The 22,040-nt window shown below is 68.5% G+C and carries 26 protein-coding genes and 1 tRNA gene; 13 read left to right on the forward strand and 14 right to left on the reverse strand.

Going from position 1 to position 22,040, the window contains the following annotated elements; genetic code table 11:
* Window positions 1–61 precede the first annotated feature (61 nt).
* On the forward strand, window positions 62–727 hold the full coding sequence (gene tenA / locus ACQUQR_RS00745) for a thiaminase II (protein WP_435193964.1): 666 nt from the start codon (window positions 62–64) through the stop codon (window positions 725–727).
* 47 nt (window positions 728–774) lie between these two features.
* The gene (locus ACQUQR_RS00750) at window positions 775–1,098 is read left to right on the forward strand and encodes a hypothetical protein (RefSeq protein WP_435193966.1); all 324 of its coding nucleotides are present in this window, start codon (window positions 775–777) and stop codon (window positions 1,096–1,098) included.
* Window positions 1,099–1,100: 2 nt separating this feature from the next.
* Here ACQUQR_RS00750 and ACQUQR_RS00755 read toward each other — a convergent pair whose 3' ends face one another.
* Window positions 1,101–2,447, reverse strand: coding sequence for an aspartate aminotransferase family protein (locus tag ACQUQR_RS00755; protein WP_435193967.1), 1,347 nt, complete (start codon window positions 2,445–2,447; stop codon window positions 1,101–1,103).
* Window positions 2,448–2,492: 45 nt separating this feature from the next.
* The gene (locus tag ACQUQR_RS00760) at window positions 2,493–3,749 is read right to left on the reverse strand and encodes an MgtC/SapB family protein (RefSeq protein ID WP_435193968.1); all 1,257 of its coding nucleotides are present in this window, start codon (window positions 3,747–3,749) and stop codon (window positions 2,493–2,495) included.
* Window positions 3,750–3,963: 214 nt separating this feature from the next.
* Here ACQUQR_RS00760 and ACQUQR_RS00765 point away from each other — a divergent pair, with 214 nt between their 5' ends.
* Both ACQUQR_RS00765 and ACQUQR_RS00770 read left to right on the forward strand, forming a co-directional pair.
* Window positions 3,964–4,143, forward strand: coding sequence for a hypothetical protein (locus ACQUQR_RS00765; protein ID WP_435193969.1), 180 nt, complete (start codon window positions 3,964–3,966; stop codon window positions 4,141–4,143).
* Between the two features lie 69 nt (window positions 4,144–4,212).
* Window positions 4,213–5,361, forward strand: coding sequence for an AI-2E family transporter (locus tag ACQUQR_RS00770; RefSeq protein WP_435193971.1), 1,149 nt, complete (start codon window positions 4,213–4,215; stop codon window positions 5,359–5,361).
* Here ACQUQR_RS00770 and ACQUQR_RS00775 read toward each other — a convergent pair.
* The gene (locus tag ACQUQR_RS00775) at window positions 5,312–5,581 is read right to left on the reverse strand and encodes a hypothetical protein (protein ID WP_435193972.1); all 270 of its coding nucleotides are present in this window, start codon (window positions 5,579–5,581) and stop codon (window positions 5,312–5,314) included. The genes ACQUQR_RS00770 and ACQUQR_RS00775 overlap by 50 nt on opposite strands.
* A gap of 27 nt (window positions 5,582–5,608) precedes the next feature.
* Complete coding sequence (locus tag ACQUQR_RS00780; protein WP_435193973.1) at window positions 5,609–5,887, reverse strand: PadR family transcriptional regulator; 279 nt, start codon at window positions 5,885–5,887, stop codon at window positions 5,609–5,611.
* Window positions 5,888–6,111: 224 nt separating this feature from the next.
* Here ACQUQR_RS00780 and ACQUQR_RS00785 point away from each other — a divergent pair, with 224 nt between their 5' ends.
* Entirely contained in the window at window positions 6,112–6,384 is a 273-nt protein-coding gene (locus tag ACQUQR_RS00785) for an amphi-Trp domain-containing protein (RefSeq protein WP_435193975.1), read from the forward strand.
* A gap of 297 nt (window positions 6,385–6,681) precedes the next feature.
* Here ACQUQR_RS00785 and ACQUQR_RS00790 read toward each other — a convergent pair whose 3' ends face one another.
* From ACQUQR_RS00790 to ACQUQR_RS00800, 3 genes are read right to left on the reverse strand one after another with little or no spacing between them, the layout of a single operon-like run.
* Window positions 6,682–6,828, reverse strand: coding sequence for a hypothetical protein (locus ACQUQR_RS00790; protein WP_435193976.1), 147 nt, complete (start codon window positions 6,826–6,828; stop codon window positions 6,682–6,684).
* Window positions 6,829–6,858: 30 nt separating this feature from the next.
* Entirely contained in the window at window positions 6,859–7,767 is a 909-nt protein-coding gene (locus tag ACQUQR_RS00795) for a DUF1028 domain-containing protein (RefSeq protein WP_435193978.1), read from the reverse strand.
* Between the two features lie 31 nt (window positions 7,768–7,798).
* A complete protein-coding gene (locus ACQUQR_RS00800) occupies window positions 7,799–8,164 on the reverse strand; it encodes a DUF7528 family protein (protein ID WP_435193979.1) in 366 nt (121 codons plus the stop codon).
* A gap of 214 nt (window positions 8,165–8,378) precedes the next feature.
* On the opposite strand from ACQUQR_RS00800, the gene ACQUQR_RS00805 reads away from it, so the two are divergent.
* On the forward strand, window positions 8,379–9,092 hold the full coding sequence (locus tag ACQUQR_RS00805; RefSeq protein ID WP_435193980.1) for a DUF7117 family protein: 714 nt from the start codon (window positions 8,379–8,381) through the stop codon (window positions 9,090–9,092).
* A 106-nt stretch (window positions 9,093–9,198) separates the two neighbouring features.
* Here the strand turns inward: ACQUQR_RS00805 and ACQUQR_RS00810 are convergent, their stop codons facing one another.
* The 3 genes from ACQUQR_RS00810 to glyA all read right to left on the reverse strand — a co-directional run bounded on the left by ACQUQR_RS00810 (window position 9,199) and on the right by glyA (window position 11,910).
* Window positions 9,199–9,672 (reverse strand): NUDIX hydrolase, encoded by a 474-nt coding sequence (locus tag ACQUQR_RS00810; protein ID WP_435193982.1) that lies wholly within the window; start codon window positions 9,670–9,672, stop codon window positions 9,199–9,201.
* The gene (gene folD, locus ACQUQR_RS00815) at window positions 9,673–10,566 is read right to left on the reverse strand and encodes a bifunctional methylenetetrahydrofolate dehydrogenase/methenyltetrahydrofolate cyclohydrolase FolD (RefSeq protein WP_435193984.1); all 894 of its coding nucleotides are present in this window, start codon (window positions 10,564–10,566) and stop codon (window positions 9,673–9,675) included.
* Between the two features lie 96 nt (window positions 10,567–10,662).
* The gene (gene glyA, locus ACQUQR_RS00820; RefSeq protein ID WP_435193986.1) at window positions 10,663–11,910 is read right to left on the reverse strand and encodes a serine hydroxymethyltransferase; all 1,248 of its coding nucleotides are present in this window, start codon (window positions 11,908–11,910) and stop codon (window positions 10,663–10,665) included.
* Between the two features lie 108 nt (window positions 11,911–12,018).
* On the opposite strand from glyA, the gene ACQUQR_RS00825 reads away from it, so the two are divergent.
* The 3 genes from ACQUQR_RS00825 (at window position 12,019) to ACQUQR_RS00835 (ending at window position 16,606) form a co-directional block, all read left to right on the forward strand.
* Complete coding sequence (locus ACQUQR_RS00825; RefSeq protein WP_435193988.1) at window positions 12,019–13,986, forward strand: hypothetical protein; 1,968 nt, start codon at window positions 12,019–12,021, stop codon at window positions 13,984–13,986.
* A gap of 84 nt (window positions 13,987–14,070) precedes the next feature.
* Window positions 14,071–14,889, forward strand: a complete 819-nt coding sequence (gene tbsP / locus ACQUQR_RS00830; RefSeq protein ID WP_435195495.1) for a transcriptional regulator TbsP — start codon at window positions 14,071–14,073, stop codon at window positions 14,887–14,889.
* A gap of 49 nt (window positions 14,890–14,938) precedes the next feature.
* Window positions 14,939–16,606 (forward strand): YcaO-like family protein, encoded by a 1,668-nt coding sequence (locus ACQUQR_RS00835; protein WP_435193990.1) that lies wholly within the window; start codon window positions 14,939–14,941, stop codon window positions 16,604–16,606.
* Between the two features lie 13 nt (window positions 16,607–16,619).
* Here ACQUQR_RS00835 and ACQUQR_RS00840 read toward each other — a convergent pair whose 3' ends face one another.
* Together ACQUQR_RS00840 and ACQUQR_RS00845 are read right to left on the reverse strand one after the other, a co-directional pair.
* On the reverse strand, window positions 16,620–17,771 hold the full coding sequence (locus tag ACQUQR_RS00840; protein ID WP_435193991.1) for a DUF63 family protein: 1,152 nt from the start codon (window positions 17,769–17,771) through the stop codon (window positions 16,620–16,622).
* Between the two features lie 62 nt (window positions 17,772–17,833).
* The gene (locus ACQUQR_RS00845) at window positions 17,834–18,619 is read right to left on the reverse strand and encodes an inositol monophosphatase family protein (protein ID WP_435193993.1); all 786 of its coding nucleotides are present in this window, start codon (window positions 18,617–18,619) and stop codon (window positions 17,834–17,836) included.
* A gap of 65 nt (window positions 18,620–18,684) precedes the next feature.
* Between ACQUQR_RS00845 and ACQUQR_RS00850 the strand changes: the two genes are divergently transcribed.
* The gene (locus tag ACQUQR_RS00850; protein ID WP_435193995.1) at window positions 18,685–18,939 is read left to right on the forward strand and encodes a hypothetical protein; all 255 of its coding nucleotides are present in this window, start codon (window positions 18,685–18,687) and stop codon (window positions 18,937–18,939) included.
* 174 nt (window positions 18,940–19,113) lie between these two features.
* On the opposite strand, the gene ACQUQR_RS00855 is transcribed toward ACQUQR_RS00850, so the two are convergent.
* Window positions 19,114–19,196 (reverse strand) — tRNA-Leu (locus ACQUQR_RS00855).
* Window positions 19,197–19,340: 144 nt separating this feature from the next.
* Between ACQUQR_RS00855 and ACQUQR_RS00860 the strand changes: the two genes are divergently transcribed.
* Window positions 19,341–19,505, forward strand: a complete 165-nt coding sequence (locus tag ACQUQR_RS00860) for a DUF7331 family protein (RefSeq protein ID WP_435193996.1) — start codon at window positions 19,341–19,343, stop codon at window positions 19,503–19,505.
* A 22-nt stretch (window positions 19,506–19,527) separates the two neighbouring features.
* On the opposite strand, the gene ACQUQR_RS00865 is transcribed toward ACQUQR_RS00860, so the two are convergent.
* On the reverse strand, window positions 19,528–20,757 hold the full coding sequence (locus ACQUQR_RS00865) for an NADH dehydrogenase subunit (RefSeq protein WP_435193997.1): 1,230 nt from the start codon (window positions 20,755–20,757) through the stop codon (window positions 19,528–19,530).
* Window positions 20,758–20,878: 121 nt separating this feature from the next.
* Here ACQUQR_RS00865 and ACQUQR_RS00870 point away from each other — a divergent pair, with 121 nt between their 5' ends.
* Complete coding sequence (locus ACQUQR_RS00870; protein ID WP_435193998.1) at window positions 20,879–21,325, forward strand: hypothetical protein; 447 nt, start codon at window positions 20,879–20,881, stop codon at window positions 21,323–21,325.
* A 2-nt stretch (window positions 21,326–21,327) separates the two neighbouring features.
* On the forward strand, window positions 21,328–21,807 hold the full coding sequence (locus ACQUQR_RS00875; protein WP_435193999.1) for a DUF309 domain-containing protein: 480 nt from the start codon (window positions 21,328–21,330) through the stop codon (window positions 21,805–21,807).
* Window positions 21,808–22,040: the final 233 nt, after the last annotated feature.

Below are 22,040 nucleotides of genomic sequence, written 5' to 3' on the forward strand. Positions count from 1 at the left end.
ACGCGGATAATTCATAAGTTGTACCACCAACTACTATGCCGCGTGAGCGCGACCCTCGGCCATGGAGTTCATCGAGACGCTCCGGCCCACTCACGAGCGGATCGTCGACAAGATCGTGGCGCACCCGATGGTCGACGGGCTCGGCGACGGGAGCCTCGACCCGGCGCCGTTCCGCTACTGGGTGAAACAGGACTACTGCTATCTGACCGAGTACAATCGGGTGTTCGCGCTCGGCGCGAGCAAGGCGCCGGATCTCGACCGGATGGGGACGTTCGCCACGCTGCTCGACGCGACGCTCACTGAGGAGATGGACCTCCACCGGGCGTACGCCGCGGAGTTCGACATCAGCGAGGCCGAGCTGGAGGCCACCGCCCCCTCGCCGACGACCCGGGCGTACACCGACTTCCTCGTGCGGACGGCCGCGCTCGGGACGTTCGACGACCTGCTCGCCGCGCTGCTCCCGTGTATGTGGGGGTTCCACGACACGGCCGTCAGACTGCGAGAATCGGGGATGCCCGACGAGCCCCGCTATGCGGAGTGGGTCCGCACCTACACGGACGAGGAGTTCGCGGAGCTGGTGACGTGGTGTAAGGAGCTTTTGGACGAGCGGGCCGTGGGGCTCCCCGATGCGCGCCAGAGGCGGGTCCGGGAGCTGTTCGAGACGAGCGCGCGCTACGAGTACCTGTTCTGGGACGCCGCGTGGCGCGAGGAGGCGTGGCCCGTCTGAGCGCGGAGAGGGGAAACGGTATCCGGCCGCGTCTCCTCGCTCCGACAATGACGCTCGACGACCTCCAGACCGAGGTGCGACTCACCGCCGAGGACCTGGGCGACGATCTCGACGTGGCGCTCGACGCCGAAACCCGAAACGAGCTGGCGATGCTCGTCGCTGCCTTCGACCCCGAGGAGCCCGACGAACTGCTCCGCCGGGCGGTGCATCTCCTCTTTCAACAGACCGTCGAGACCGGGAAACTCGACTTCCAGCTGCGCTCGACGTACGACTGCACCTACGACGAGTTCCTCTCGGGGATGACGTACGAACAGATGACCGGTGGCGGGCAGTTCGCGCCGCCGGACGACGACCGCCGGTATCAGTTCTAACCTTACGACGCGTCCGCGACGCTCCCGATCGCTTCGACGAGAATCTCACAGGCGAGGTCGATCTCGCGCTCCGTCACGTCGAGCGGGGGGAGGAGTCGAAGCGTCTTGTAGCCGCAGCCGAGCGTCAGGAGGCCCCGCTGGAGACACGCGTCCATCACGGCGTTCCGGCGCTCCTTCGAGTCGAACTCGACGGCGAGCATCAGGCCCAGCCCACGCACGTCCTCGACCGTGGGGAGGTCGACCTCGCGGAGCCGGCGCTTCGCCTGCTCACCGCGGTCGGTGGCGTTCTGCAGGAGGTCGTACTCGTGGATGGCGTCGAACGTGAGCGCGCCCTGCATCGTGTCGAGGATGGCGCCCGCCCCCCACGTCGAGGAGAGCCGGGACTTCTCGTCGGGGAACACCTCCTTCTTCGCGACGGTCGCACCCACCCGAAGCCCCTTCGCGGCCGTGATGACATCCGGCTCGATGGGGTAGTGGTCGGCACCCCACAGCTTCCCCGTTCGGCCCATCCCGGACTGGATCTCGTCGGCGACGAGCAGGATGTCGTGTTCCGCACAGAGGTCCGCCACCTCCTGCATGAACGCGTCGCTGGGGAAGCGGTAGCCCCCTTCGCCCTGGATGGGCTCCATGATGAGGAAGGCCACCTCGTCGGCGTTCACGTACCCCTTCTCCGGGTGGAGCATCCGGCGGAGCTGTGAGGTGTCGCCCGCGAAGAAGCCACACGAGCACGTCGCGGGGGTACAGCCGGTGTCGTCACAGAAGGGGGCGTCGTGGATGCCCACGATCTCGGGGTACTTCCGGCGATAGACCTCCTTCGAGCGGTTGAGCGAGAGCGCGCCGAGGGTGCGGCCGTGGAACGCTCCCTCGAAGGTGATGCCGTACTTTCCTCCCGTGTCGTCGTAGCAGATCTTGATGCCGTTCTCGACGGCTTCCGCGCCGGAGTTCGAGAGGAACGCCGTGTCCATGTCGTAGTGGCTCGTGGCGTCGACGAGCCGGTCCATCAGCTCCGCAGGCCCCGGGAACTCGGGGGAGTCGGGGTCGCCGGCGGTCGTGTAGAAGTCCTGCCCGGCGATTTTCAGCGGATCGACCAACTCGAACTCGGCCATCGGGTCGAGTATCTTGGGGTTGTTGTAGCCGAGCGGGGCCGCGCCCACGTGGCTCGTGAAATCCAGCAGGACGTTGCCGTCGGCGTCGGTACAGAACGGTCCCGCGGCGTCCTCGAGGATGTCCCAGACGAACTCGTAGACGTAGGTGCTCCGCGCGGCGAACTCGTGGTGGTAGTCCACCCGCTTGCGTGCGCGCGGTCCGGGGAGCGAATCGACCTGCGGCGTCGCCGTGTGCCGGTCCATGCCGCCGGGACGAAACGGGCCGGAATAAGAATGCCGGTGTTCCTGTCAGATATTACCGGCCGTGACGAGCGTCACGATGCCGGCGAACAGCAACAGTCCGATGGAGGCGAGGGTGACGCGGCGCGTGAACCGCTTGTCGGGTGCGGCGTAGGTGAGTCCGGCCTTCACGGCGATGGAGGAGGCCGTCGTGAGCAGGATGGAGACGGCGGCGACCTCCGGCGTGAGCGAGCCACCCCGATAGAGGAGGACGGCGGAGGTTGTCGCGCCCGCGCTGGAGACGAGCCCCGCGAGGACGGCCGTGAGGTAGAAGCCGACCGTCCCGAACTGTGCCTCCGCGACCCCACCGACGACGACGATGACGAGGAAGACGGCGCCGAACGCCAGCGCGTAGCGGAGCCTGAAGGGGGTCTCAAGTTCGAGCTCGACCGGCTCGTTCACCCGGGCCATGAAGGCGGCGACGACGACGCTCCCGAGGATGACCGCGGCGAGCGGGAACACCGCCTGATACAGCACGCCCACGGAGAGCGTGAACGCGACGGCGATGACCAGATTCCGGAGCGCCATCGCGGCGTTCGCCAGCAGGACGGCCGCGGCGGCGTAATCCGCCGCTTCGGGGCGCTGGCGCACGTGGTCGAGCATCGTCCCGACGACCGCCGTCGAGGAGGCGAGCCCGCCGAAGAAGCCCGTGACGACGATGCCCTTCCCGCCGTAGCTGCGGACGACGCCGTAGTTCACGATGCCGATGCCGGCGACGGTGACGACCATCAGCCAGACGATGCGCGGCTCGACCGACAGCGAGATCTCCGCGAACGAGACGGTCACCTCCCCCTCGGGGAGGATGGGGAAGACGACGAACGCGAGGATGGCGAACTCCGTCGCGGAACGCACCTCCTCGCGGGAGAGCGAGGCGGCGACGGCGTGGAGCTCGCGTTTGAGCACGAGCAGCGTCGAGGAGAGCACCGCGACGGTGACGCCCTCGAGGATGAACTCGGCGGCGACGAGCGCCCCGACCCCGTAGGCGAGCCCCATCGACACCATCGTCGTGAGCGAGAGCCCCTCTTCCAGCCCGATGAGCCCCCGAACCGAGAGCAACACGCCCATGACGACGACGAGCAGGCCCCCGACGACGAGCAGCGCCTCGCTCCCGACGATGGTGAACACCGCGGCGAGCAGGCTGATGAGCGCGAACGTCCGTACGCCCGCGGCCTTGTCCGACCACTCCCGTTCGAGCCCCAGGAAGAGCCCGAGCGCGCCCGCGAGGACGATGCGGGCCACCTGCGCGTCGAGGACCGTGTGGTTCACTCTCGCCCGTGCGACGCCCGCGAGTAAAAACCCCGCCCTCGCCCAGTCCGTCTCCTCCTCACCCGGTCCTCTCACCCGGTCCTCTCACCCGGTCCTCTTACCCTGCCCCTCACCCGGCCCCCACAATCGAGGATTTCGGCGCGGCGCACGGCCCCGGCTCGCGGCTCGAAACGGCCACAACGGTTTTATTTACAGGCGAGAATTATTCGATACTATGAGCGGGGCGCGCGAGGCCGAGTCGACTGACGGGGAGCGGGCAACGACGCGACTGACGGAGCGCCAACTCTGGGAGCTCGCCGCCGGCAACGACGTGGACCTCGATCTCGACGACGGATCGCTGACGGTCCGGGTCGGTGCCCCGCCGGCACCGTGTCCCGACCGCAACCGCGACTAGCGAGTTCTCCCGGCCCGTGCCCGTGGCGCCGGCGCGTGGATTTATACGCGCGCTCCTGCTTCCCAGCGTATGGTCCCTGACATCGACCGCGCACGGGCCGCCTGGTGGGGGGTCGGGCTCGCCCTCGCGCTGGCCGTCCTCTTCGTCGCCTACTCGTTCGTCGGGACGTTCGTCTTCGCGCTGTTCGTCTACTACGCGACCCGGCCGCTGTACGTCCGCGTCAGACGCTACATCCGGCGGCCGGGCGTCGCCGCGGCCGTCGCCCTCCTCGGCCTCGCACTGCCCGTCCTGCTACTCGTCAGCTACACGCTCGCCATCGCGCTTCAGGAGCTGAACAAGGCGAGTTCGACGGTGAACTTCGGGCCCGCCGCGGGAGCGGTCCAGCCGTATCTCAACGTCTCCTCGGCGGTGGAGGACCCCGCCTCGCTGCTCGACGATCCGAACTTCGTGAGCACCCTCCGGGAGACACTGACCCAGACGCTCGACTACGCCGGGTTCATCGGCAACGGGCTGCTCCACGTGTTCGTCGTCCTCGCGCTCGCCTACTACCTCCTGCGTGACGGCCCCAAACTCGCCCGGTGGTTCACGAACCGCTTCGGCGACGACCGGGGGGTACTCGACGCGTATCTCCACGCCGTCGACCAGAACTTCACGAGCGTCTTCTTCGGCAACATCCTCAACGCCCTCGTCACGGGAGTCATCGGGGTGTTCGCCTACTCGGTCATCGACGTCTTCGCCCCCGTCGGCCACGGTATCCCCTACCCCGCCCTGCTCGGCCTGCTCGCGGGGGCGGCGAGTCTCATCCCCGTCGTCGGCATGAAACTCGTGTACGTCCCGGTGACGCTGTATCTCCTCGCGACGGAGCTGCTCTCCGGTGAACCGGTCCTCTGGGTCGCCGTCGTCTTCGCCGCCGTCTCGTTCGTCCTCGTCGACACGATTCCGGATCTCGTCCTCCGACCGTACGTCTCCGGCCGGAACCTCCACACCGGGACCGTGATGTTCGCGTACATCTTCGGCCCGCTGCTGTTCGGCTGGTACGGCATCTTCCTGGGGCCGATCATCCTCGTGCTCGTCGTCCACTTCGCGCGGCTCGTCCTCCCCGAGTTGACGAGCGGGGAGACCATCCGGCCGTTCGCCGTCGACCCCGCGAACGTGATGGAGGTGCCCGTCAGCGAGCCGGACCGTCCGGGCGACTCGACTCCCGAGACGACGGATTGAGTTCGGTGCCGTCCCGCGGGCAGTAGTCGTACCCCTTTGCGGTTTCGAACCCACAGGTCGGACAGACACGGGTCTCACGCTCGCGCCCCCGAGAAAGCAGGAGGGGGACGAAGGGGACGACGAGGAACGCGAAGAGCTGGCCGGTCGCCAGGTAGATGGCGACGCTCACCGCGAGGCTGGCGACGATGCCGACGACGGCGACGACGGTGCGGGAGACCATTTCAGTACGCCGAACCGGACCGGTCGCTCACTCGAAGTCGACGTACTGGTCTTCCCACTCGCGGCGGGCCTCGATCTCGCGCCGGCCGCGGCGGGTGAGCGTGTAGAAGTTCGTCCGGCGGTCGCGCTCCCCCTTCTCGACGAGCCCCTTCGAGACGAGCGTGTCGAGGTTCGGGTAGAGCCGACCGTGGTGGATCTCCTTCTCGTAGTACTCTTCGAGCTCCTCCTTGATGGCGAGCCCGTGAGGCTCGTCCTTGCCAGCGATGACGTACATGAGGTCACGCTGGAACCCTGTGAGGTCGTACATCTGAATCCTATCAGTGCTTGTTGTCCAGTATGGATAAATATATCGGGTTGATTACATCCACCGTCGTCCCGAACGATGAGAGAGTGGCAAACCGTTGGCTGGCTGTGCTCCATCGGCAGAATCTGTCATCGCCGGAGTTCAGTCAACTCCCGTGCAGACGGGATGACGTATCAAACATATGTCGCTACCCTCCGGCTTATTAGCCGGGGCGCCGTACGGGTGGCATGGAAGAGACACTGTTCAAGACCGAGTCACGCCAGTCGCGCGCGGACGTCGCCGCGCTCCTCCGCAGCGTCGCGGACAAGCTCGAGGTGGGTGAGTCCATCACCCTCTCGGCCGGGGACCAGACGGTCACCCTCGACGTCCCCGCGAACCCCACCTTCGAGGTGAAAGCCGAACGCGAGGTCGAGGGGTCCGAAACCGAACTCTCCGTGGAGTTCGAGCTGGAGTGGGACGAGAACGGCGACGGCGACGACGGCGACCTGGACATCTCCTGAGGCGATCTCCCGAGGCGCCTCGCCCCGCCTTCCGACGACTCCCCACGCCGGGCGCTGACGGCGTCCGAACGGGGTCACGGACGAGTTCTCTGGGTATACTCCGAGTATATAAACGACTGCACGGAGCGATGGCTCCCGTGTGGGTGAGTCAAACGAGAGGAAAGCGACCCGGCCGGGATGAAAACGCCCGGCCGGGCGCTTGCCGCCCTGAATTGGTCCCCGCTGACGCTTCGGCCCTCCAAAGCGAAGCGTCACCTGCAACATGCCACTACCGGGACTTAAAGGTACCGACCCTGTTCAGATGTACTCCTCTTCCAGGACCCACCCGAGCGCACGCTTGTAGTAAGTGAACATCTGGCGGACTCCCTCGTGGTTCATCTCCTCGTCGTCGAGCTCCGACTTGAGGAACTCGTACTGCTCGCGGATCTCCTCTTCTGAGCGCATATCCCACCTTGGGAGGGTGGCCCCAAAAGACTACACGCGGTCGAGCCGCGAGAGCCCGTGCCAGATGGCGTCGACCATCCGGGACTCCCCCTGCCCCTCGGCCTCGGTCCAGCCGCGGGCGAGCGCGTCCTCCAGCGCCGCGACGGAGTGGTTCTCGAAGTTGTGTAGCCCGCGGAACGCCTCCAGCGCCTCGCGGGCCTCGTCGTCGAACCCCTCGGCGGAGCCGCTGTAGAAGCCCAAATCGGTGAGCGCCGTGAGCACCGCGCTCGCCGTCTCCCCGGAGAGCTCCGTCAGCTCCTCGGGCTCCTCGCGCGCGAGCAGGGTCACGTCGTAGAGCTTGAACACGCGCTCGAGCTCGTCGATGGGGTGCTCGTGGTCGTCGACGCGCACGTCGACCCAGCGGTCGTTCCCGCCGTCGTACCCCCCCTCGGGCTTGGCGATGTAGAGCGCGGCGGACTGTTCGCCCCGCGAATCGCCACCCGCGTCGTTGCCCGCGTGGAGTGCAGCGATGAGCTTCTCGGGGAGCCCGCCCGCCGTCGTCTCGAACGTGTCGGCCATCGCCGTCAGCGTCGCCTCGTTCTCGAGGATGTTCCCCTGGACGGTGTAGTTGGTCCCGTGGAGGTCCCCGGCCACGTCGAAACACTCCTCGCCGGTGAACGCCGCGACGGAGCCGTCACGCCCCACGACGCCGACCTGCCGGGATTCGGCCTCGCTGTCCCGCGCCGTGAGCGTCTCGACGACCGCCTCGGCGTCGTAGCCTCGCCGGAGGAGCTCCAGCCCCTCCGGCCCGTACTCCACGTTGGCGAACGACTGGGTGGCGATGGCGCCCGCGTCCGCGGAGACGAACGGCACCACGCTCCCCACGCTGATGAACTTCGACTGGACGGCGACACCGACGGCTCGCGTGTCGGGGTCGCGCGCGACGATTGAGAACGTCATGGGCAGGGAGTCGCCGCCCCGCGGCAAAAGTCTAGAGCTTCCGCACCCTCAATGGTTGCCGTGACACCAGCTCACAGTCGAACACCGGGTGCTCTGCGAAATGCCGGAGGAGCATGTGGCGCCGCCCGCCCGTCAGCCCCGTTCGGCCGATTTCCTCGGCCGTGAACTCCTCAGGCAGCCGGTCGTAGAGCCGCTCTACATGGCTGAACGACTCGAACACCTTCCGGTGGCCCGCGGAGTCGGCGCCACGGCGCGCGACGACATAACTGCCGTCCTCGCGGTGTTCGCCCGTCGTGTAGACGTACTCCTCCGTGCGGGTGAGCGCGTTCGCGAGCGCGTCGCGCAGGTCCACGGCTTCGCCGCGGTCCAGAACGTACGCGTCGCTGCCGGCGTGCAAAACCAGTTCGCCCGAGTCGGCGGTTACAGTGAGGTCACTGCGGGAGAATTTCTCGACCAGCCGCCGTGTGGCGACTTCCTCTATCCTCGAGTAGCGTCGGTGAGTCCGACATACCTCGCGGTAGCGGCCGGTCCTATATAAATCTCGCCGGTCGTGCAGATCGCGCTGCCGGCCGACCCGGCACCTTTTCGCCCGTCGCGTGCCGAATACGGGTATGAAGGTTCGTGGCGAGCGCGAGTGTCAGGAGTGCGAGACGCGCTGGTCGTACTACGAGACGGGGAGCGTGGAGTGTCCGGCCTGCGGGAGCCTTCGCAGCGTCGGGGTCGACGAGGAGCGGAAGCTCCACACGGCGAGCGCGGTGACACTCGACCTCTCGGCCGTGCGGAACGCGACGGACGAGGAGCCCCTGCGTCGCGTCGCCGAACGCGCCGTCGAGGAGGTCCGCCCGTTCGTGCGGGGCTCGGGGTTCATCGAGGCCGGGACGCTCCTGCCGCTCTCGGAGACGTATCTCGCCGCCTCGGAGCTCCGCGCCGTCGCCGACGAGGTGCGCCGCCGCTCACGGCTCACCGACGACGAGGAGTACTACTTCCTCTCGCTTCTCAGAGGTACCGACCAGGAGGAACGCCCGCCGACCGAGGAGGTCCCCGACTCCCTCGCGGACGCCCGTGGACTGGCCTACGCGAACGCCGTCAAGGCCTATCGCTCCGACCTGCGGGAGTACCTCGACGAGCATCCCGACCCGCTCGTCGACCCCGTGCTCGAGACCCTCGGCGAGCACGTGAAACGCATCCGGGCGCTCGACGGCGCCGTCCCCGTCGAGGACGCCGAACGCCTCGTCCGTGCGGCCCGCGCGCTCGGCGAGTATCTCATCGACGGCGACGAGATGCTTTTGACGGAGGCCCAGGAGTACCTCTCGCGACTGGAGTGAACAGGCGACCCGGCGGCTCCGCCGGGGGTGGGTCGCGCTCCCGCCTCGGCCACCCGGCGACTCTCGAAGTGGAGACGGGGGGTCTGCTGCGGACTCTGATAAAAAGTTACTCCCCGTGCAGCGCCGCGATGAGGCCGTACTCGAAGGTGTTCTCGGGGACCTCTTCGAGCCACGCGACCTCCTCGATGGTCTCACCGTCGATGCCCGGGTCCTCGCTCACCTCGGTGTGTTCCGGTACTCCACTAAACGTCGCGAAGTGGAACTGGAACGACTCGGTTCCGGTGGTGAACGTCTGGGTGACGACGGCTTCGAGGGCTGTGATTTCGATGGGGATTCCGGTCTCTTCGGCGACTTCTCTCACTGCTCCTTCGGCGTGGGTCTCCCCGTCCTCGAGCATCCCACCGGGGAGGAGCCACTGGTCGCGCTGGCGGACGAGCAGGAGGTGGCCGTCGTGCTCGACGTACGCGCCGACGCCCCACTGGTCGGCGTAGGAGGGGTCGAACTCCGCCTCTGTGACCTCGTGGACGTTCTCGACGCGACGGGCACCGCCCCACCGCGCGGCCAGCTCCTCGGGGGTCATCTACGCGAGGTCGATTTCGATACCAGTTTGCTGGCTCGCGGCCTGCACGGTGTTGTACAGCAGCATCGCGCGGGTCATCGGCCCGACGCCGCCGGGAACGGGGGTGATGGCCCCTGCGACCTCCTTCGCGCTCTCGTAGGCCACGTCGCCGACGAGTTCGTAGCCCTTCTCGTTCTCCGCGTCCACGCGGTTGATACCCACGTCGACGACCGTCGCGCCTTCCTTCAGCATGTCACCGGTGATGAACGCCGGGCGGCCCGCGGCGGCGATGACGATGTCGGCCCGCGAGAGATGGCCCTCCAGGTCCTGCGTCCGGGAGTGACAGACGGTGGTGGTCGCGTTCCCGATGGGGGCCTTCTGGATGAGGAGGTTCGCCATCGGCTTCCCGACGATGTCGGAGCGCCCGACGACCACCGCCTCGGCACCCTCGGTTTCGATGTCGTAGGCTTCCAGCAGCTTCTGCACCCCGTGGGGAGTACACGGCTTGAACCGGGCGTTGCCGGCGACGAGTCGGCCGACGTTCTCCGGGTGGAAGCCGTCGACGTCCTTCGCGGGGTCGATGGCGCGGAGCACTCGCCGGGTGTCCACGTGGTCCGGGACGGGCATCTGGACGAGGATGCCGTGGACCTCCTCGTCCGCGTTCAGCTCGTCGACGGTGTCGTAGAGCTCCTGAGCCGGCGCGTCGGCATCGAGCTCGACGTGGATGCCGTCGACGCCGACCTCCTCGCAGTCGCGCTGTTTCATCGAGACGTACGTCTCGCTCGCGGGGTCGTCGCTCATCAGCACGGTCGCGAGTCCGGGCGTCACGCCCGCGTCTTTCAGGGTGGTGATGGAGTCGGACAGCGACTCGCGCACGTCGGCGGCGACGGCCTTGCCGTCGATGATGTCAGCCATTACCGGGAGTGGGGCAGCGAGGGGTATCAATCCCTCGGAACCGTGCGCAATCCTCGTCGAAAGATCGGCTGAATATACAGGGACGTGCGTATTCGGCTACTCGTACAGCGGGTGGGCGGCCGTCAGCTCGTCGATGGTCTGCGCAGCCTCGGCGAGCACGTCCTCGTCCTCGGGGGCGTCGACCACGTCGGCGATGAGGTTCCCGACCGTCTCCATCTCCTCGGTACCGAAGCCGCGGGTCGTGAGCGCGGGGGTGCCCGCGCGGATGCCGGAGGGGTTGAACGCCGAGCGCGTCTCGCCGGGGACGGTGTTCGCGTTCAGGACGAGCCCCACGCTCTCGAGCGCCTCCTCGGCCTCGCCACCCGTGAGGTCCGGATGCGAGGGTCGGAGGTCGACGAGCACGAGGTGGGTGTCCGTCCCGCCCGAGACGATCTCCATCCCGCGGTCTTCGAGCGTCGCGGCCAGCGTCTTCGCGTTCTCGACGACCTGGGCGGCGTACTCCGTGAACGCGGGCTGGAGCGCCTCCTTGAAGCCGACGGCCTTGCCGGCGACGTTGTGCATCAGGGGACCACCCTGGCCACCGGGGAAGACGGCCTTGTCGATGTCGCTGGCGTACTCCTTGCTGGTCATGATGATGCCACCGCGGCCCGCACGGATCGTCTTGTGCGTGGAGCCGGTGACGAAGTCGGCGATACCGACCGGGGAGGGGTGTTCGCCGGCGGCGACGAGCCCCGTGATGTGCGCGATGTCGGCGAGGTGGAGCGCGTCGACGGACTCCGCGGTCTCCTGAATCGTCTCGAACTCCACGGCGCGCGGGTACGCGGAGAAGCCGGAGACGATGATGTCCGGGTCGAACTCCTTCGCGAGCTCGTCGAGCTCCTCGTAGTCGATGTAGCCCGTCTCGGGGTCGACGTGGTACTGTTCGACCTCGTAGAGCTGGCCCGTGAAGTTCGCGGGATGGCCGTGCGAGAGGTGGCCGCCGTGGGTGAGATCGAGCGAGAGGATCTTGTCGCCCGCGTCGAGCATGGCGAGGTAGACGCCCATGTTCGCCTGCGTGCCGGAGTGGGGCTGGACGTTGACGTGCTCGGCCCCCCACAGCTCCTTCGCGCGCTCGATGGCGAGCTCCTCGACCTCGTCGGCGTACTCACAGCCGGCGTAGTAGCGCTTGCCGGGGTAGCCCTCGGCGTACTTGTTCGTGAGGTGGGAGCCCTGCGCCTCCAGAACGGCCTCGGAGACGTGGTTCTCGCTGGCGATCATCGCCAGGGTGTCCTGTTGTCTCTCGACTTCGCCTTCGAGCGCGTCGGCGACGTCGGGGTCGACGGCGCGGACCTCGTCGTAGTTCATACGCGAGGCTCGGAGGGCCCGATTGAAGAAGCTATCCGTCCGCGGCAAGCGGGGCGGGAGTCGCCCCCTCCGTCACCTCTATAGGGACGCACCCGTACTCTCAGGTCCATGGTCGAGTGGGCCGTGGCCGACGACGCGATCCGCGTGTACGGCCGCGAGGGGAGCACAACCATCGACGCACCGGCGTTCGAGCCGGGAGCGCCCCAGTGTCCGCTCCCGGTCCGGGTCGACACTGCCGTCGCCGGCACGACGCGCCGGCTCACCCTGCCCACGGATGCCGTCACGATCGGGGAGGACGCGCCCGACCGCCGCCGACCCCGTCTCCCTCCCGGCGACCACTGGGTGCGTGCCTCGCTTCCGATCGACACCGCGGTTGGGTTCGGTGGCCCGGCGACCGTTCGCCGACGAGCGGGGGAGACGACCCTCGAGTTCGATACGCCGTCCCCCGTCACCGTCGGCTTCCGTGAGCAGCCGAGCGCACCGGCCACCGTCACGGTACCCGAGACGGTCGAGGGGGTCGCCACGGCCATCTCACAGCTCACGGCGGGGCTGGCGACGACGGGGCCGGAGCGCTCCCATCCCGCCTATCGCGACCACCCACCGCTCGTGGCGTTCGGCGAGCGCGATATCCCCGCAGCGGTTCGCGAACGCGTCCCCGACACGGGCATCCAGTTCCGGGTCCCGAACGACATCGACCACCTGCTCGTCGCCGCGCCGCTCGCGTACTACCTCGGGGCACAGGTCGTCCCGGTCGACGGCCCGCCGACCCTGCTCGCGCCCGGCGTGGACGAGCCGTTCTCCACCCTGCCGGCGTTCGCCGGGGAGGTGGCCGCGACGCTCCGGCGGGTCTTCCATCTCGACTGTCTCGTCCGCGAGGGGCCGACGACGGTCGAGTCGGCCCTGCTCGACGAGCTGGGGTACGACGCCGAGACGTTGCGGACCGCGCCGCTTTCAGAGCGCCTGCGCGCGACGCTCGTGGCGCCCGCGCTGGCCATCGACGACGACCTCCCCGAGTGGCCGCTCTCCGCGTACGTCGAGCCGCGCTTCGACGAGGTCCGCTCGCTGCCGTACCTCCTCGACCGCATGGCGACGGTCTACCCCGCGGAGGCGAGCGAGCTCGGCGCGCGCGACCTGCTCGAACAGACGCTCGACGACTTCTACCGCGGCGAGGTGGCGACCGCGACGAAGGTGGATCCGGAGCTCGGGGTGGGTCGGTTCCACGCGTGGCTCGCCGACGGCTCCCCCATCGACGCGTTCAAGACCTCCAGACGGGCCGACGAGAACCGGCTCGCGGCGGAGCCGGGCGACACGCTCACCGTCGACGTGGTGTGTAACGACGATGCGATGGCCCGTGAGCGGGTCGTCGCGGACACCTACCGCGAGCGTGCGGCGGCGTTCCCGGTGGAGGTCCGGGTCCACGAGCGGCTCCCTACCCACGCGCTGGCGCGGGTGTTCGAGCGGCCCGCGGACTTCGTCCACTTCATCGGCCACTGCGAGGTCGAGGGGTTGCAGTGTCCGGACGGCCACCTCTCGCTGTCCTCGCTCTCGCGGTCGAGGGCCCGGACGTTCTTTCTCAACGCCTGTGGCTCCTACAGCGAGGGGGAGACGCTCATCGAACGGGGGAGCGTCGCCGGCGCGGTGACGTTCGCGAAGGTGCTCGACTCGCAGGCCGCGACGGTCGGGACGACGTTCGCCCGCCTGCTCGCGCACGGCTTCGGCTTCGAACAGGCGCTCCAGCTCGCGCGCCGGCGGATCATGATGGGGAAGGACTACGCCGTCGTCGGGGACGGGGCGTACGCGCCCGCCGCCGCGTTCGGCGACCCGGCCGTCCTCGAGACCGAGCCCGTCGAGGAGGGGTACGCGTGTACCTACGACGTGACGGCCGCGGCGGGCGCGGGCCGGACCTACCGGGACCCGTACACCGGCCGGGAGCGGCTCTTCGGGGACGCCGCGACGGCGACGTGTCATCCCCACGAACTGGCCGCGTTCCTCGACGGCCGGGTGCTGCCGGTGCGCCACGACGGGGAGTTCGTCTGGGCGGACGAGCTCTCACGACAGCTCCGTTCCCGGCGATAACCCTCGGGTAACCTCTCGGACGACTTTTCTTTCGAAGGAGTCGCTAATATTAAATATCTGCTTATCATAGTTGTACCCATGACTGTGCAGTCAAATTTACTCGAACAGACGGTGGCGGACGTCCTCCGCGAGGCGCTCTCGGCCACGGACGCGGCGCTGTACGTCGTGAACCCCTCCGAGGCGACCGTCGAGGAGCTCGTCCACGTGATGGCCGGGCTGGAGTCGCCCCCCACGGTGAACGTGCTCGCGGCCGAGCGCACACTCAAGGACGTGATGGGCGATTTCAAGCTCGCCAGCACCGCTGCCGACCTGCGTGACGACGGCTCGCTCGCGATGCGAACTTACGAGTCCGACGACAACACGCTGCTCGTCACGGAGGGCTCCGTCGTCGCGGTCGTCGCCGCGGGTGACCGGGTCGCCGGCCTCGCGACGGACGACGCGGAGTTCATCGAGGGCGCCCACGCCCAGTACACCGACACCTGGGAGACGGCCCAGGAGTTCTCGCTGCGCACCCCCGCCATCTCGACGGTCCGCACGACGCTGGAGGAGGACCTCGGGCCGGACGCGGCCGACGACTTCGACGCCGTCCTCGGCTCGCTGCAGACCGCCCGCGGCAACGGTGACGGGCTCGACGAGGTCACCATCTCGCTGCTCGTCGCCGCGAAGAACGAGGAGCTGCTGTACGACATCTCGAAGTGGGGTGAGGACGTCGGCATCGCCTCGAAGGCGACGTTCTCCCGCACGAAGACCAAGCTCGAGGACCTCGGGCTCATCGTCACGGAGAAGGTCCCCATCGACGTCGGCCGCCCACGACTCCGGCTCATGCTCGGTGACGACCGGCTGAAGGGCGCGGACGCCGAACAGCTCACGAGCGTCGCACAGTCCATCCTCGCCTCGCACTGACGCCCGCCCCGAACGGTCCTTTTTTCGCCCCCTCGTCCGTTCTCCGGGCATGAACGTCGAACTCGTCGGTAGCGGTCCCGCAGCCGAGAGCGTCGCGGCCGCCCTCGCCGACACGGACGCCGAACTCGGGAGCGACGCGCCCGACCTGACCGTCGCCGTCGGCCCCGTCGGTGACCTCGATATCGGCCACGCGGACCGCGTCATCACCGTCGAACTCGGCGGCGTCGGCGGCCATCCCGTTTCGGGCGTCGACGCCGCGGTCTCGGGTGTTTCACCGGAAACGGGGTGTTTCGACTGTCTCCGGACGAGAGTGGAGGCGAACGCCGAGGCGACGGACGACGGCGCGTTCTCGCCGGCGGACGCCCGACTGGCGGGCGCCATCGCCGGCCGGGAAGCCGCGCGCGTCGTCGCCGGGGAGGAGTCGATCTTCGGTCGGGTCATCGAACTCCCGCATGCCGAACGTGATCTCTTTCCCGTCCCCGGCTGTGCGTGCGGCACCGCGCCCGACCGCACGCTCGACCGTTCGCACGAGGAGCGACCCCTCGACGAGGCCATCGGCCGGGCCGAGCGCGCCGTCGACCCGCGTGTCGGGCTCATCCACGAACTCGGGGAGGCCGAGTCGTTCCCGGCTCCCTACTACCTCGCCACGCTCGCGGCGACGACGGGGTTCTCGGACCAGCAGGCCCCCCAGCAGGCCGCCGGGGTCGCCGCGAACTGGAACGGCGCGTACATGAAGGGGCTCGGGGAGGCGCTCGAACGCTACAGCGCGGGCGTCTACCGCGCGAGCGAGTTCCACCGCGCCCCCGCGTCGATGGTCCCGAACGCCGTCTCACCCGCGGCGTTCGTGCTCTCGCCCGAATTCGACGCCCCGGACGACAGCGAACCCATCAACTGGGTCCCCGGCGAGCGGCTCGACACGGGTGCGGAGGCGATGCTCCCCGCGGAGTTCGTCGCCTTCCCCCCGCCGACCCACCGGCACCGGCCGGCCATCACGACGGGGCTCGGCCTCGGCTCGTCGGGGGTCGATGCTCTGCTTTCGGGCCTCTACGAGGTCGTGGAGCGGGACGCCGCGATGCTCGCGTGGTACTCCAGCTTCGAGCCGCTGGGACTGGCCGTCGAGGACGAGGGGTTCGAGGAGTTGGCGAAACGCGCCCGGAGCGAGGACCTCTCGGTGACGACCCTCCTGCTCACGCAGGACCTCGACGTGCCGGTCGTCGCCGCCTGCGTCCACCGAGAGGGGGCGTGGCCGGCGTTCGCCGCGGGGATGAGTGCGAACCTCGACCCGGTCGCCGCCGCCCGCGGCGCGCTGGAGGAGGCGGTCCAGAACTGGATGGAGCTCAGGGGGATGGGGAAACAGGGCGCTACAGAGGAGTCCGGGGCCATCGGCCACTTCGCCTCGTTCCCCCGGACGGCGAAGGAGTTCGTCAGCCCCGAGACGACGATTCCCGCGGACTCACTCGGGGAGGGAGCAGTCGCCGGCGAGGCGGAGCTGGAGACGCTCACCGACCGGGTCACGGCCGCCGGGCTCACGCCCTACGGGGTGCGCACTACGCCGCGCGACGTCGAGGCGCTCGGCTTCGAGGCCGTGCGCGTGCTCGTCCCCGAGGCCCAGCCGCTGTTCACCGATACCCCGTACTTCGGTGAGCGGGCCGAGACGGTCCCGGAGAAGTTGGGCTTCGAACCGCGGCTGAATCGGGAGCACCACCCCTATCCCTGAGTCGGTCCCCCTATCAGATACCGAACGTCGCGCGGAGCATGTCGCGCGTGCCGGGCCCAAGCCCCACCGCGAGGATGGCGACGAGCAGCAGGATGGCGTAGCGGGGGTTCTCCTCGAATATCTCGGGGTCGAACACCCAGACGACGGCGCTCGCGGCGATGAGCTTGACGACGAGGAAGGGCCAGGAGGTGCCGATAAGGGTCGAAAGCGCCTCGGGCTGGATGGCCTCCGTGGCGTTGATGATGGCCCGATTGACGGGGTGTTTCGCGCCGTAGTCGACGGGGACGCCGATGGCGTTGATCCAGTCGGCGGCGATGACGTTCGCCACCCCGTCGACGGCGTGGCCGAAGATGACGACGAAGCCGACGCGCCCGGTCCCCGCGTTGATCTCGGGTTTGTAGCGCTCGATACCCTCGTAGACGACGTAGGTGAGCGCCAGCGCGATGCCGAGCGTGAGGAGCGTCATCTGGGGGTAGAGGCCGGGGCCCTCGTACGCGCCGGCGAGGGTGGTGCTGACGAAGACGGTGAGGTAGGCGACCGTCGCGAGCGTCAGGACCGACCCGGTGACGACGAGCGGGCGGTGATAGGAGTCGGTCAGGCCGCGGCGGTAGGCGGCGACGGCGACGACGAGCGCGGCCAGCGTGATGAAGAAGACGGTGAAGTAGATGATCGGCGAGATGATGAGCGTGTTCCACGGGTAGGCGAGGAACGGCTCGATCCCCTGCGGGACGGCGTCGTTGGCGTCCTCGACCACGCGCAGCGCGCCCCCGAAGAACATGAACGGGAACAGCGCGTAGAAGAACTCCTTCGTCCGCCCCACGTCGAGGCGGTCGAGGAGCTCGAGGACGCCGACGAGCATGAACACGAGCGTGACGGCATAGCCCACCTCGGAGACGAGGGTGTAGCCCGGTTCGGCGACGATGCGTCCCGCCGCGTCGAGCGACTCGCAGGTCGCGGTCGAGTAGACGAGCGCGGGGCCGTCCGCCTCCATGACGGCGCAGACGGCGTTGTTGGCGTCGGCGTAGATGGGGCCCCAGAAGTAGTGCCAGAGGAAGCGGTCCCAGACGAGGCCGGGGGCGACGAGCGCCCCGACCGTGAACGCGACGAGCGCGGTGCCGAAGGTCCCCAGCCAGAGCCGACCAGTGTCCATCCGCGAGAGTTCCATGTCCGGTGTGCCGGTGGCGGCGGGTTTCAGCGTTCCGATGCCCTGCGCCCGCGACGCACGACCTACGCGATGTTCCGGGCGGCTGCCAGCACCTCGTCGTGGGCCTCCCCGTTCGATGCGACGATGCCCCGGGAGGCGTGGGTCCAGCGCTCGCCCTCCAGGTCCGTGACGACCCCACCGGCCTGCTCGACGAGATACGCGCCGGCGACGGTGTCCCAGGGGTTCACGTCGACGTTCGTGATGGCAGCGTCGAGCGACCCCGCGGCGACCATCGACAGGACGGCCTGTGCGCTCCCGAACCGCCGAAGGTCGCCGAACCGCTCGACGATCTCCCGACAGGCCGCGGCGTACTCGTCGCGCCGGTCGAACGGCCACCAGACGGTCGGGCAGACGGTGAACGTCTCGGGGTCGCTCCGGTCGCTCACCGAGATGGGCTCCCCGTTCAGCGATGCGCCCGAGTCGTCGGCGAGATAGGCGTCCCCGAGCGCGGGGAGGACGTTCGCGGCGGCGACGGCCGCCCCGTCCTCGACGACGGCGACGGAGGTCGCCCACACCGGGATGTCACGGACGTAGTTGTTCGTCCCGTCGATGGGGTCGATGACCCACGCCGGCCCCGACTCCGGAACCGTCTTGAGTTCGTCCTCCTCCTCCCCGACGATGGCGTCCTCGGGCGCGGACTCCCGGATGACCTCGATGACCGCCCGCTGGGCGTCCCGGTCGGCCTGCGTGACCACGTCCGTCTTCCCGCCTTTCGTCTCCACCTCGATATCCTCGCGGAAGCTGGCCGCGGCGACGGCCCCGCCCGCTCTGGCCGCCCGCTCCGCGATGGCCGCGCGTGTCTCGCTCATGTCTCCAGTCGTGAACCCTCGCTGAAAGCGCCACCGATTTGGCACCTCCCGGCGAGGGGACGGGTATGCACACGCTCGCCAAGCGAATCCACAACATCACGCCGGATCCCGTGCGGCTCTTCTTCGGCGAGGAGACGGTCGTCCTGAAGATGCGCTCCGCGGAGTTCTTCCAGGACGCGTTCCAGGCGGAGGGGATCGACGAGGACGGGACCACCTACCGGCTCGTCTCCGACGGGAAAGACGACCCGCTCGTCGCGGGGAAACAGGTCGACGGCGGCTGGAAATCCATGGGAGACGTCACTGACGTGGAAGCCGCGTAGCCGAGAAGGGTTTTTGCGAGGGAAGACCACTCCGAGAGTCGTCTTCCCGCATGTTCGGACCTTCAAGCGAGGCCCGTGGAACATGCGAGGGAAGGGATTTGAACGTCAGCCGGGAGACCCGGCAGCGTTCAAACCCTTCTGGCGCATTCGAGGACGCCTGTCGGCGTCCACTCATGCGAGGGAAGGGATTTGAACCCCTGAACTCCTATGAGAGCGGATCTTGAGTCCGCCGCCGTTGGCCGCTTGGCTACCCTCGCACGCACCGGAGCGTTGGCCACTCCGGTTTATCTACTCTGTGATTTCCACGTCGGCGAGGGGCCTTCGGCGCGCGATTTATATGCCTCCTCGCGAAGATAGCGCTACGACCCCACTGAACATGAGACACCCTCCCATCCCGACCCATGATTGACGACCCGCCGGACGAACGACTCGACCCGATGGAAGCCGCGCTTCCGGACTACCACGCCGTCACCGGCTACCGGGACGGGTCGACGTTCGTCCTCTGTGAGAAATCGAACGCCAACGCGTGGATCCGCTCGGACGTGACGGCCTCACTCGAACGCTGAGCCGCCGACCGCGACGGCCAGCTCACGCACAGTCCTCGCAGACGTACCCCGTCGCCCCGACGAGCCGTTCGGGCTCGGGCCGGGCGATGTACTCCCCGCACTCCTCACACCACGTCCAGTAGATGAGCAGCTGCCCGGTTTCCCTTCCCCGCTCACCCGTATCGCGGCTGATCTCGATGTAGCGCTCCGTGACCGCGGTCACGGTGCCGTCGATGGAGGCGTGCTGGGCGGTGCTGAACCCCTCCGCCCCCGGCGTGGCGATCATCTCACCAGCGGCGACCTCAGCACCGACCTCGACGATGGGCTGGCTTGCGGTGACGACGGGCGCGAGGTCGGGGTTGCTGGTGAGCGGCACCCGGACGAGCTCGGGCTCGATGACGGTGGGTTCGGTCTCGTGTTTCCCCGTCCACTCGCGGGCACGGAGGACGTTCACCCGCCCGCCGCCGAGGGTGTTCGCCGCGACCATCTCCGAATCGAGGAGGAGGACGCAGTTCGTCCGCTTCGTCACGCCGAACGTTTCGGGGTCATCGACCGGAAAGCACCAGCCGGGGCCGCCGTCGACGACCGTCTCGTCGCCGCCGAGCGACCCCGCGTCGCGGCCGGCGGCCTCGAGGAGTGTCGCGACCGGGGTGCCGACCGGGACGTCGAGGAAGCGGTGACGGTCGACGTTCCCGTCCACGTGGACGAACTTACGGGTGACGGGGCTACCATCGTCCAGCGCGTGGCGGACGTTCCACAGCGTCTCCGTGTTCTGGACGATCCAGCCGTGGTCCATCGGCAGGTCGCCACGCAGGACGACGCCGGCGACGAGCCGCAGGAGGACACTCTCCATCCCGTACTCGTAGCGGTCGTCGGTGTAGGCGAAGACGATACCCGACTCCGATTCGGGGTCGAGCGGGAGGTCCGCGGGGCCGTAGACCGTCCCGTCGACCGCGGCCTCGAGGTCGCCCAGCCACGCCTCCCGATTCGACTGCTTCGCGCAGACGACGATCAGGTCGAAGCTGTCCTCGAGCAGCGACTCGAAGAAGCCGGCGAACCCCGCCGCGTGGGTCTTCGCGAGCCACTTGTCGATGTAGAAGTTCGGTTCACTTTCCTGATGGTTCACGAGCAGGAACGGCACGCTGTCGAGCCGTTCCCACTTCGCGTACGTGGGGAACCCCGCCCCGCCAGCACCCGAGATACCGGCGTTTCGAAGCGTCGTGGCGATCCCCGAGACGGTCTCCGCATCGAGCCGCTGGCCGTGGAGGGTCATAGTATCACCCGAAATATAGGTTGGCCGCGCGAATAACGATGTTGTCGGGGGTCGCCCCCCGCCGTCGGTGCGAGAGGGTCGAAAGCGTGACGCACTTGCCCCCGGCCCCCTATCTCGCGGTATGGCACGCGCACCCCACCTCACCTACGAACGCGACGAACTCACACTGGAGATGGCCGTCGGCGGAACGCGACGACGGTTCGACCTCTCGGACCGCGCGGTGTCGCTCCTGCAGGACGACTTCGACCTCGATGCCCCCGACATCGTCCCGTTCGTCGTCGCGAAGTCGTTCGTCATCGCGGGCGCCGCGACGGTCCCCGACGAGGAGTACGACCCGCAGGGGCAGGCGTGGACCATCGCCGGTGCCGACGGCGGTCGCGAAGCCACCGTCGACGAACTCCGCGCGCTCGCGGCGTTCCTCCGGGGGACCACGGTGGACGAGCGCGTCTTCGAGACGATGAAGGAGCACGTCGAGCAGACCCGTCTCGCACAGTACCTCGACCCCGCGGAGCTCCGGTCGCGTGCGGACCGGGTCGACGGCCTGCGCAACATCGCCAAGGACCTCTGAGGATGGACGACCACACGCGCGACCCAAGCGTCGACCCGCCCGACGGGAACCCCACGGGCTGGCGGGCGGACGGCCAGTGGGAACACGCGACGCTCCGGCGCGCGACCGTCCACGGCGTCCGGCTCTACAACGCCGGCGAGTACCACGAATCACACGACTGCTTCGAGGACGAGTGGTACAACTACGGCCGAGGGACGGACGAATCGAAGTTCCTCCACGGGATGGTGCAGGTCGCCGCCGGCGCGTACAAACACTACGACTTCGAGAACGACGACGGGATGCGCTCGCTCTTTCGGACCGCCCTCCAGTACTTCCACGGCGTCCCCAACGACTTCTACGGCGTCGACCTCCTCGACGTGCGGACCGTGCTCACGAACGCGCTCACCGACCCCGAGGTCCTCGACGGCTGGCGTATCCGCCTCGACGGCTCGCAGCCCGAGGCCCGCGAGGCCGACTTCGCCTACGCCGACGCACTCGACTGATCGCTCGGCGTGCACGCGCGCAGACCGCAACGAGCGCGCATCGTCGTACTGCAAGCGCACAGACTGCAAGCGCACAGCGTACAGCAGCAGGTGCACAGCGTACATGCCGCAGGTGCACAGCGTACATGCAGCAACAGGCGCGCGCAGCGCTCGCCCCGTGCGAGCGCGAGCGCGCGAGGGATGAGCGAACGAAGTGAGCGAATCGGCTGGGGAGGGTGTGGCTGCGGTGCCGT

It is taken from the genome of Natronomonas sp. EA1 (genome assembly GCF_051195035.1).
Lineage (GTDB): Archaea > Halobacteriota > Halobacteria > Halobacteriales > Haloarculaceae > JBNTJV01.

Bases quoted from the DNA above. Each gene is read 5' to 3' on its own strand.
- tenA (WP_435193964.1), top strand. From the start codon at position 62: ATGGAGTTCATCGAGACGCTCCGGCCCACTCACGAGCGGATCGTCGAC.
- ACQUQR_RS00750 (WP_435193966.1), top strand. From the start codon at position 775: ATGACGCTCGACGACCTCCAGACCGAGGTGCGACTCACCGCCGAGGAC.
- ACQUQR_RS00755 (WP_435193967.1), bottom strand. From the start codon at position 2,447: ATGGACCGGCACACGGCGACGCCGCAGGTCGATTCGCTCCCCGGACCG.
- ACQUQR_RS00765 (WP_435193969.1), top strand. From the start codon at position 3,964: ATGAGCGGGGCGCGCGAGGCCGAGTCGACTGACGGGGAGCGGGCAACG.
- ACQUQR_RS00770 (WP_435193971.1), top strand. From the start codon at position 4,213: ATGGTCCCTGACATCGACCGCGCACGGGCCGCCTGGTGGGGGGTCGGG.
- ACQUQR_RS00775 (WP_435193972.1), bottom strand. From the start codon at position 5,581: ATGGTCTCCCGCACCGTCGTCGCCGTCGTCGGCATCGTCGCCAGCCTC.
- ACQUQR_RS00780 (WP_435193973.1), bottom strand. From the start codon at position 5,887: ATGTACGACCTCACAGGGTTCCAGCGTGACCTCATGTACGTCATCGCT.
- ACQUQR_RS00785 (WP_435193975.1), top strand. From the start codon at position 6,112: ATGGAAGAGACACTGTTCAAGACCGAGTCACGCCAGTCGCGCGCGGAC.
- ACQUQR_RS00790 (WP_435193976.1), bottom strand. From the start codon at position 6,828: ATGCGCTCAGAAGAGGAGATCCGCGAGCAGTACGAGTTCCTCAAGTCG.
- ACQUQR_RS00795 (WP_435193978.1), bottom strand. From the start codon at position 7,767: ATGACGTTCTCAATCGTCGCGCGCGACCCCGACACGCGAGCCGTCGGT.
- ACQUQR_RS00805 (WP_435193980.1), top strand. From the start codon at position 8,379: ATGAAGGTTCGTGGCGAGCGCGAGTGTCAGGAGTGCGAGACGCGCTGG.
- ACQUQR_RS00810 (WP_435193982.1), bottom strand. From the start codon at position 9,672: ATGACCCCCGAGGAGCTGGCCGCGCGGTGGGGCGGTGCCCGTCGCGTC.
- folD (WP_435193984.1), bottom strand. From the start codon at position 10,566: ATGGCTGACATCATCGACGGCAAGGCCGTCGCCGCCGACGTGCGCGAG.
- glyA (WP_435193986.1), bottom strand. From the start codon at position 11,910: ATGAACTACGACGAGGTCCGCGCCGTCGACCCCGACGTCGCCGACGCG.
- ACQUQR_RS00825 (WP_435193988.1), top strand. From the start codon at position 12,019: ATGGTCGAGTGGGCCGTGGCCGACGACGCGATCCGCGTGTACGGCCGC.
- ACQUQR_RS00835 (WP_435193990.1), top strand. From the start codon at position 14,939: ATGAACGTCGAACTCGTCGGTAGCGGTCCCGCAGCCGAGAGCGTCGCG.
- ACQUQR_RS00840 (WP_435193991.1), bottom strand. From the start codon at position 17,771: ATGGAACTCTCGCGGATGGACACTGGTCGGCTCTGGCTGGGGACCTTC.
- ACQUQR_RS00845 (WP_435193993.1), bottom strand. From the start codon at position 18,619: ATGAGCGAGACACGCGCGGCCATCGCGGAGCGGGCGGCCAGAGCGGGC.
- ACQUQR_RS00850 (WP_435193995.1), top strand. From the start codon at position 18,685: ATGCACACGCTCGCCAAGCGAATCCACAACATCACGCCGGATCCCGTG.
- ACQUQR_RS00860 (WP_435193996.1), top strand. From the start codon at position 19,341: ATGATTGACGACCCGCCGGACGAACGACTCGACCCGATGGAAGCCGCG.
- ACQUQR_RS00865 (WP_435193997.1), bottom strand. From the start codon at position 20,757: ATGACCCTCCACGGCCAGCGGCTCGATGCGGAGACCGTCTCGGGGATC.
- ACQUQR_RS00870 (WP_435193998.1), top strand. From the start codon at position 20,879: ATGGCACGCGCACCCCACCTCACCTACGAACGCGACGAACTCACACTG.
- ACQUQR_RS00875 (WP_435193999.1), top strand. From the start codon at position 21,328: ATGGACGACCACACGCGCGACCCAAGCGTCGACCCGCCCGACGGGAAC.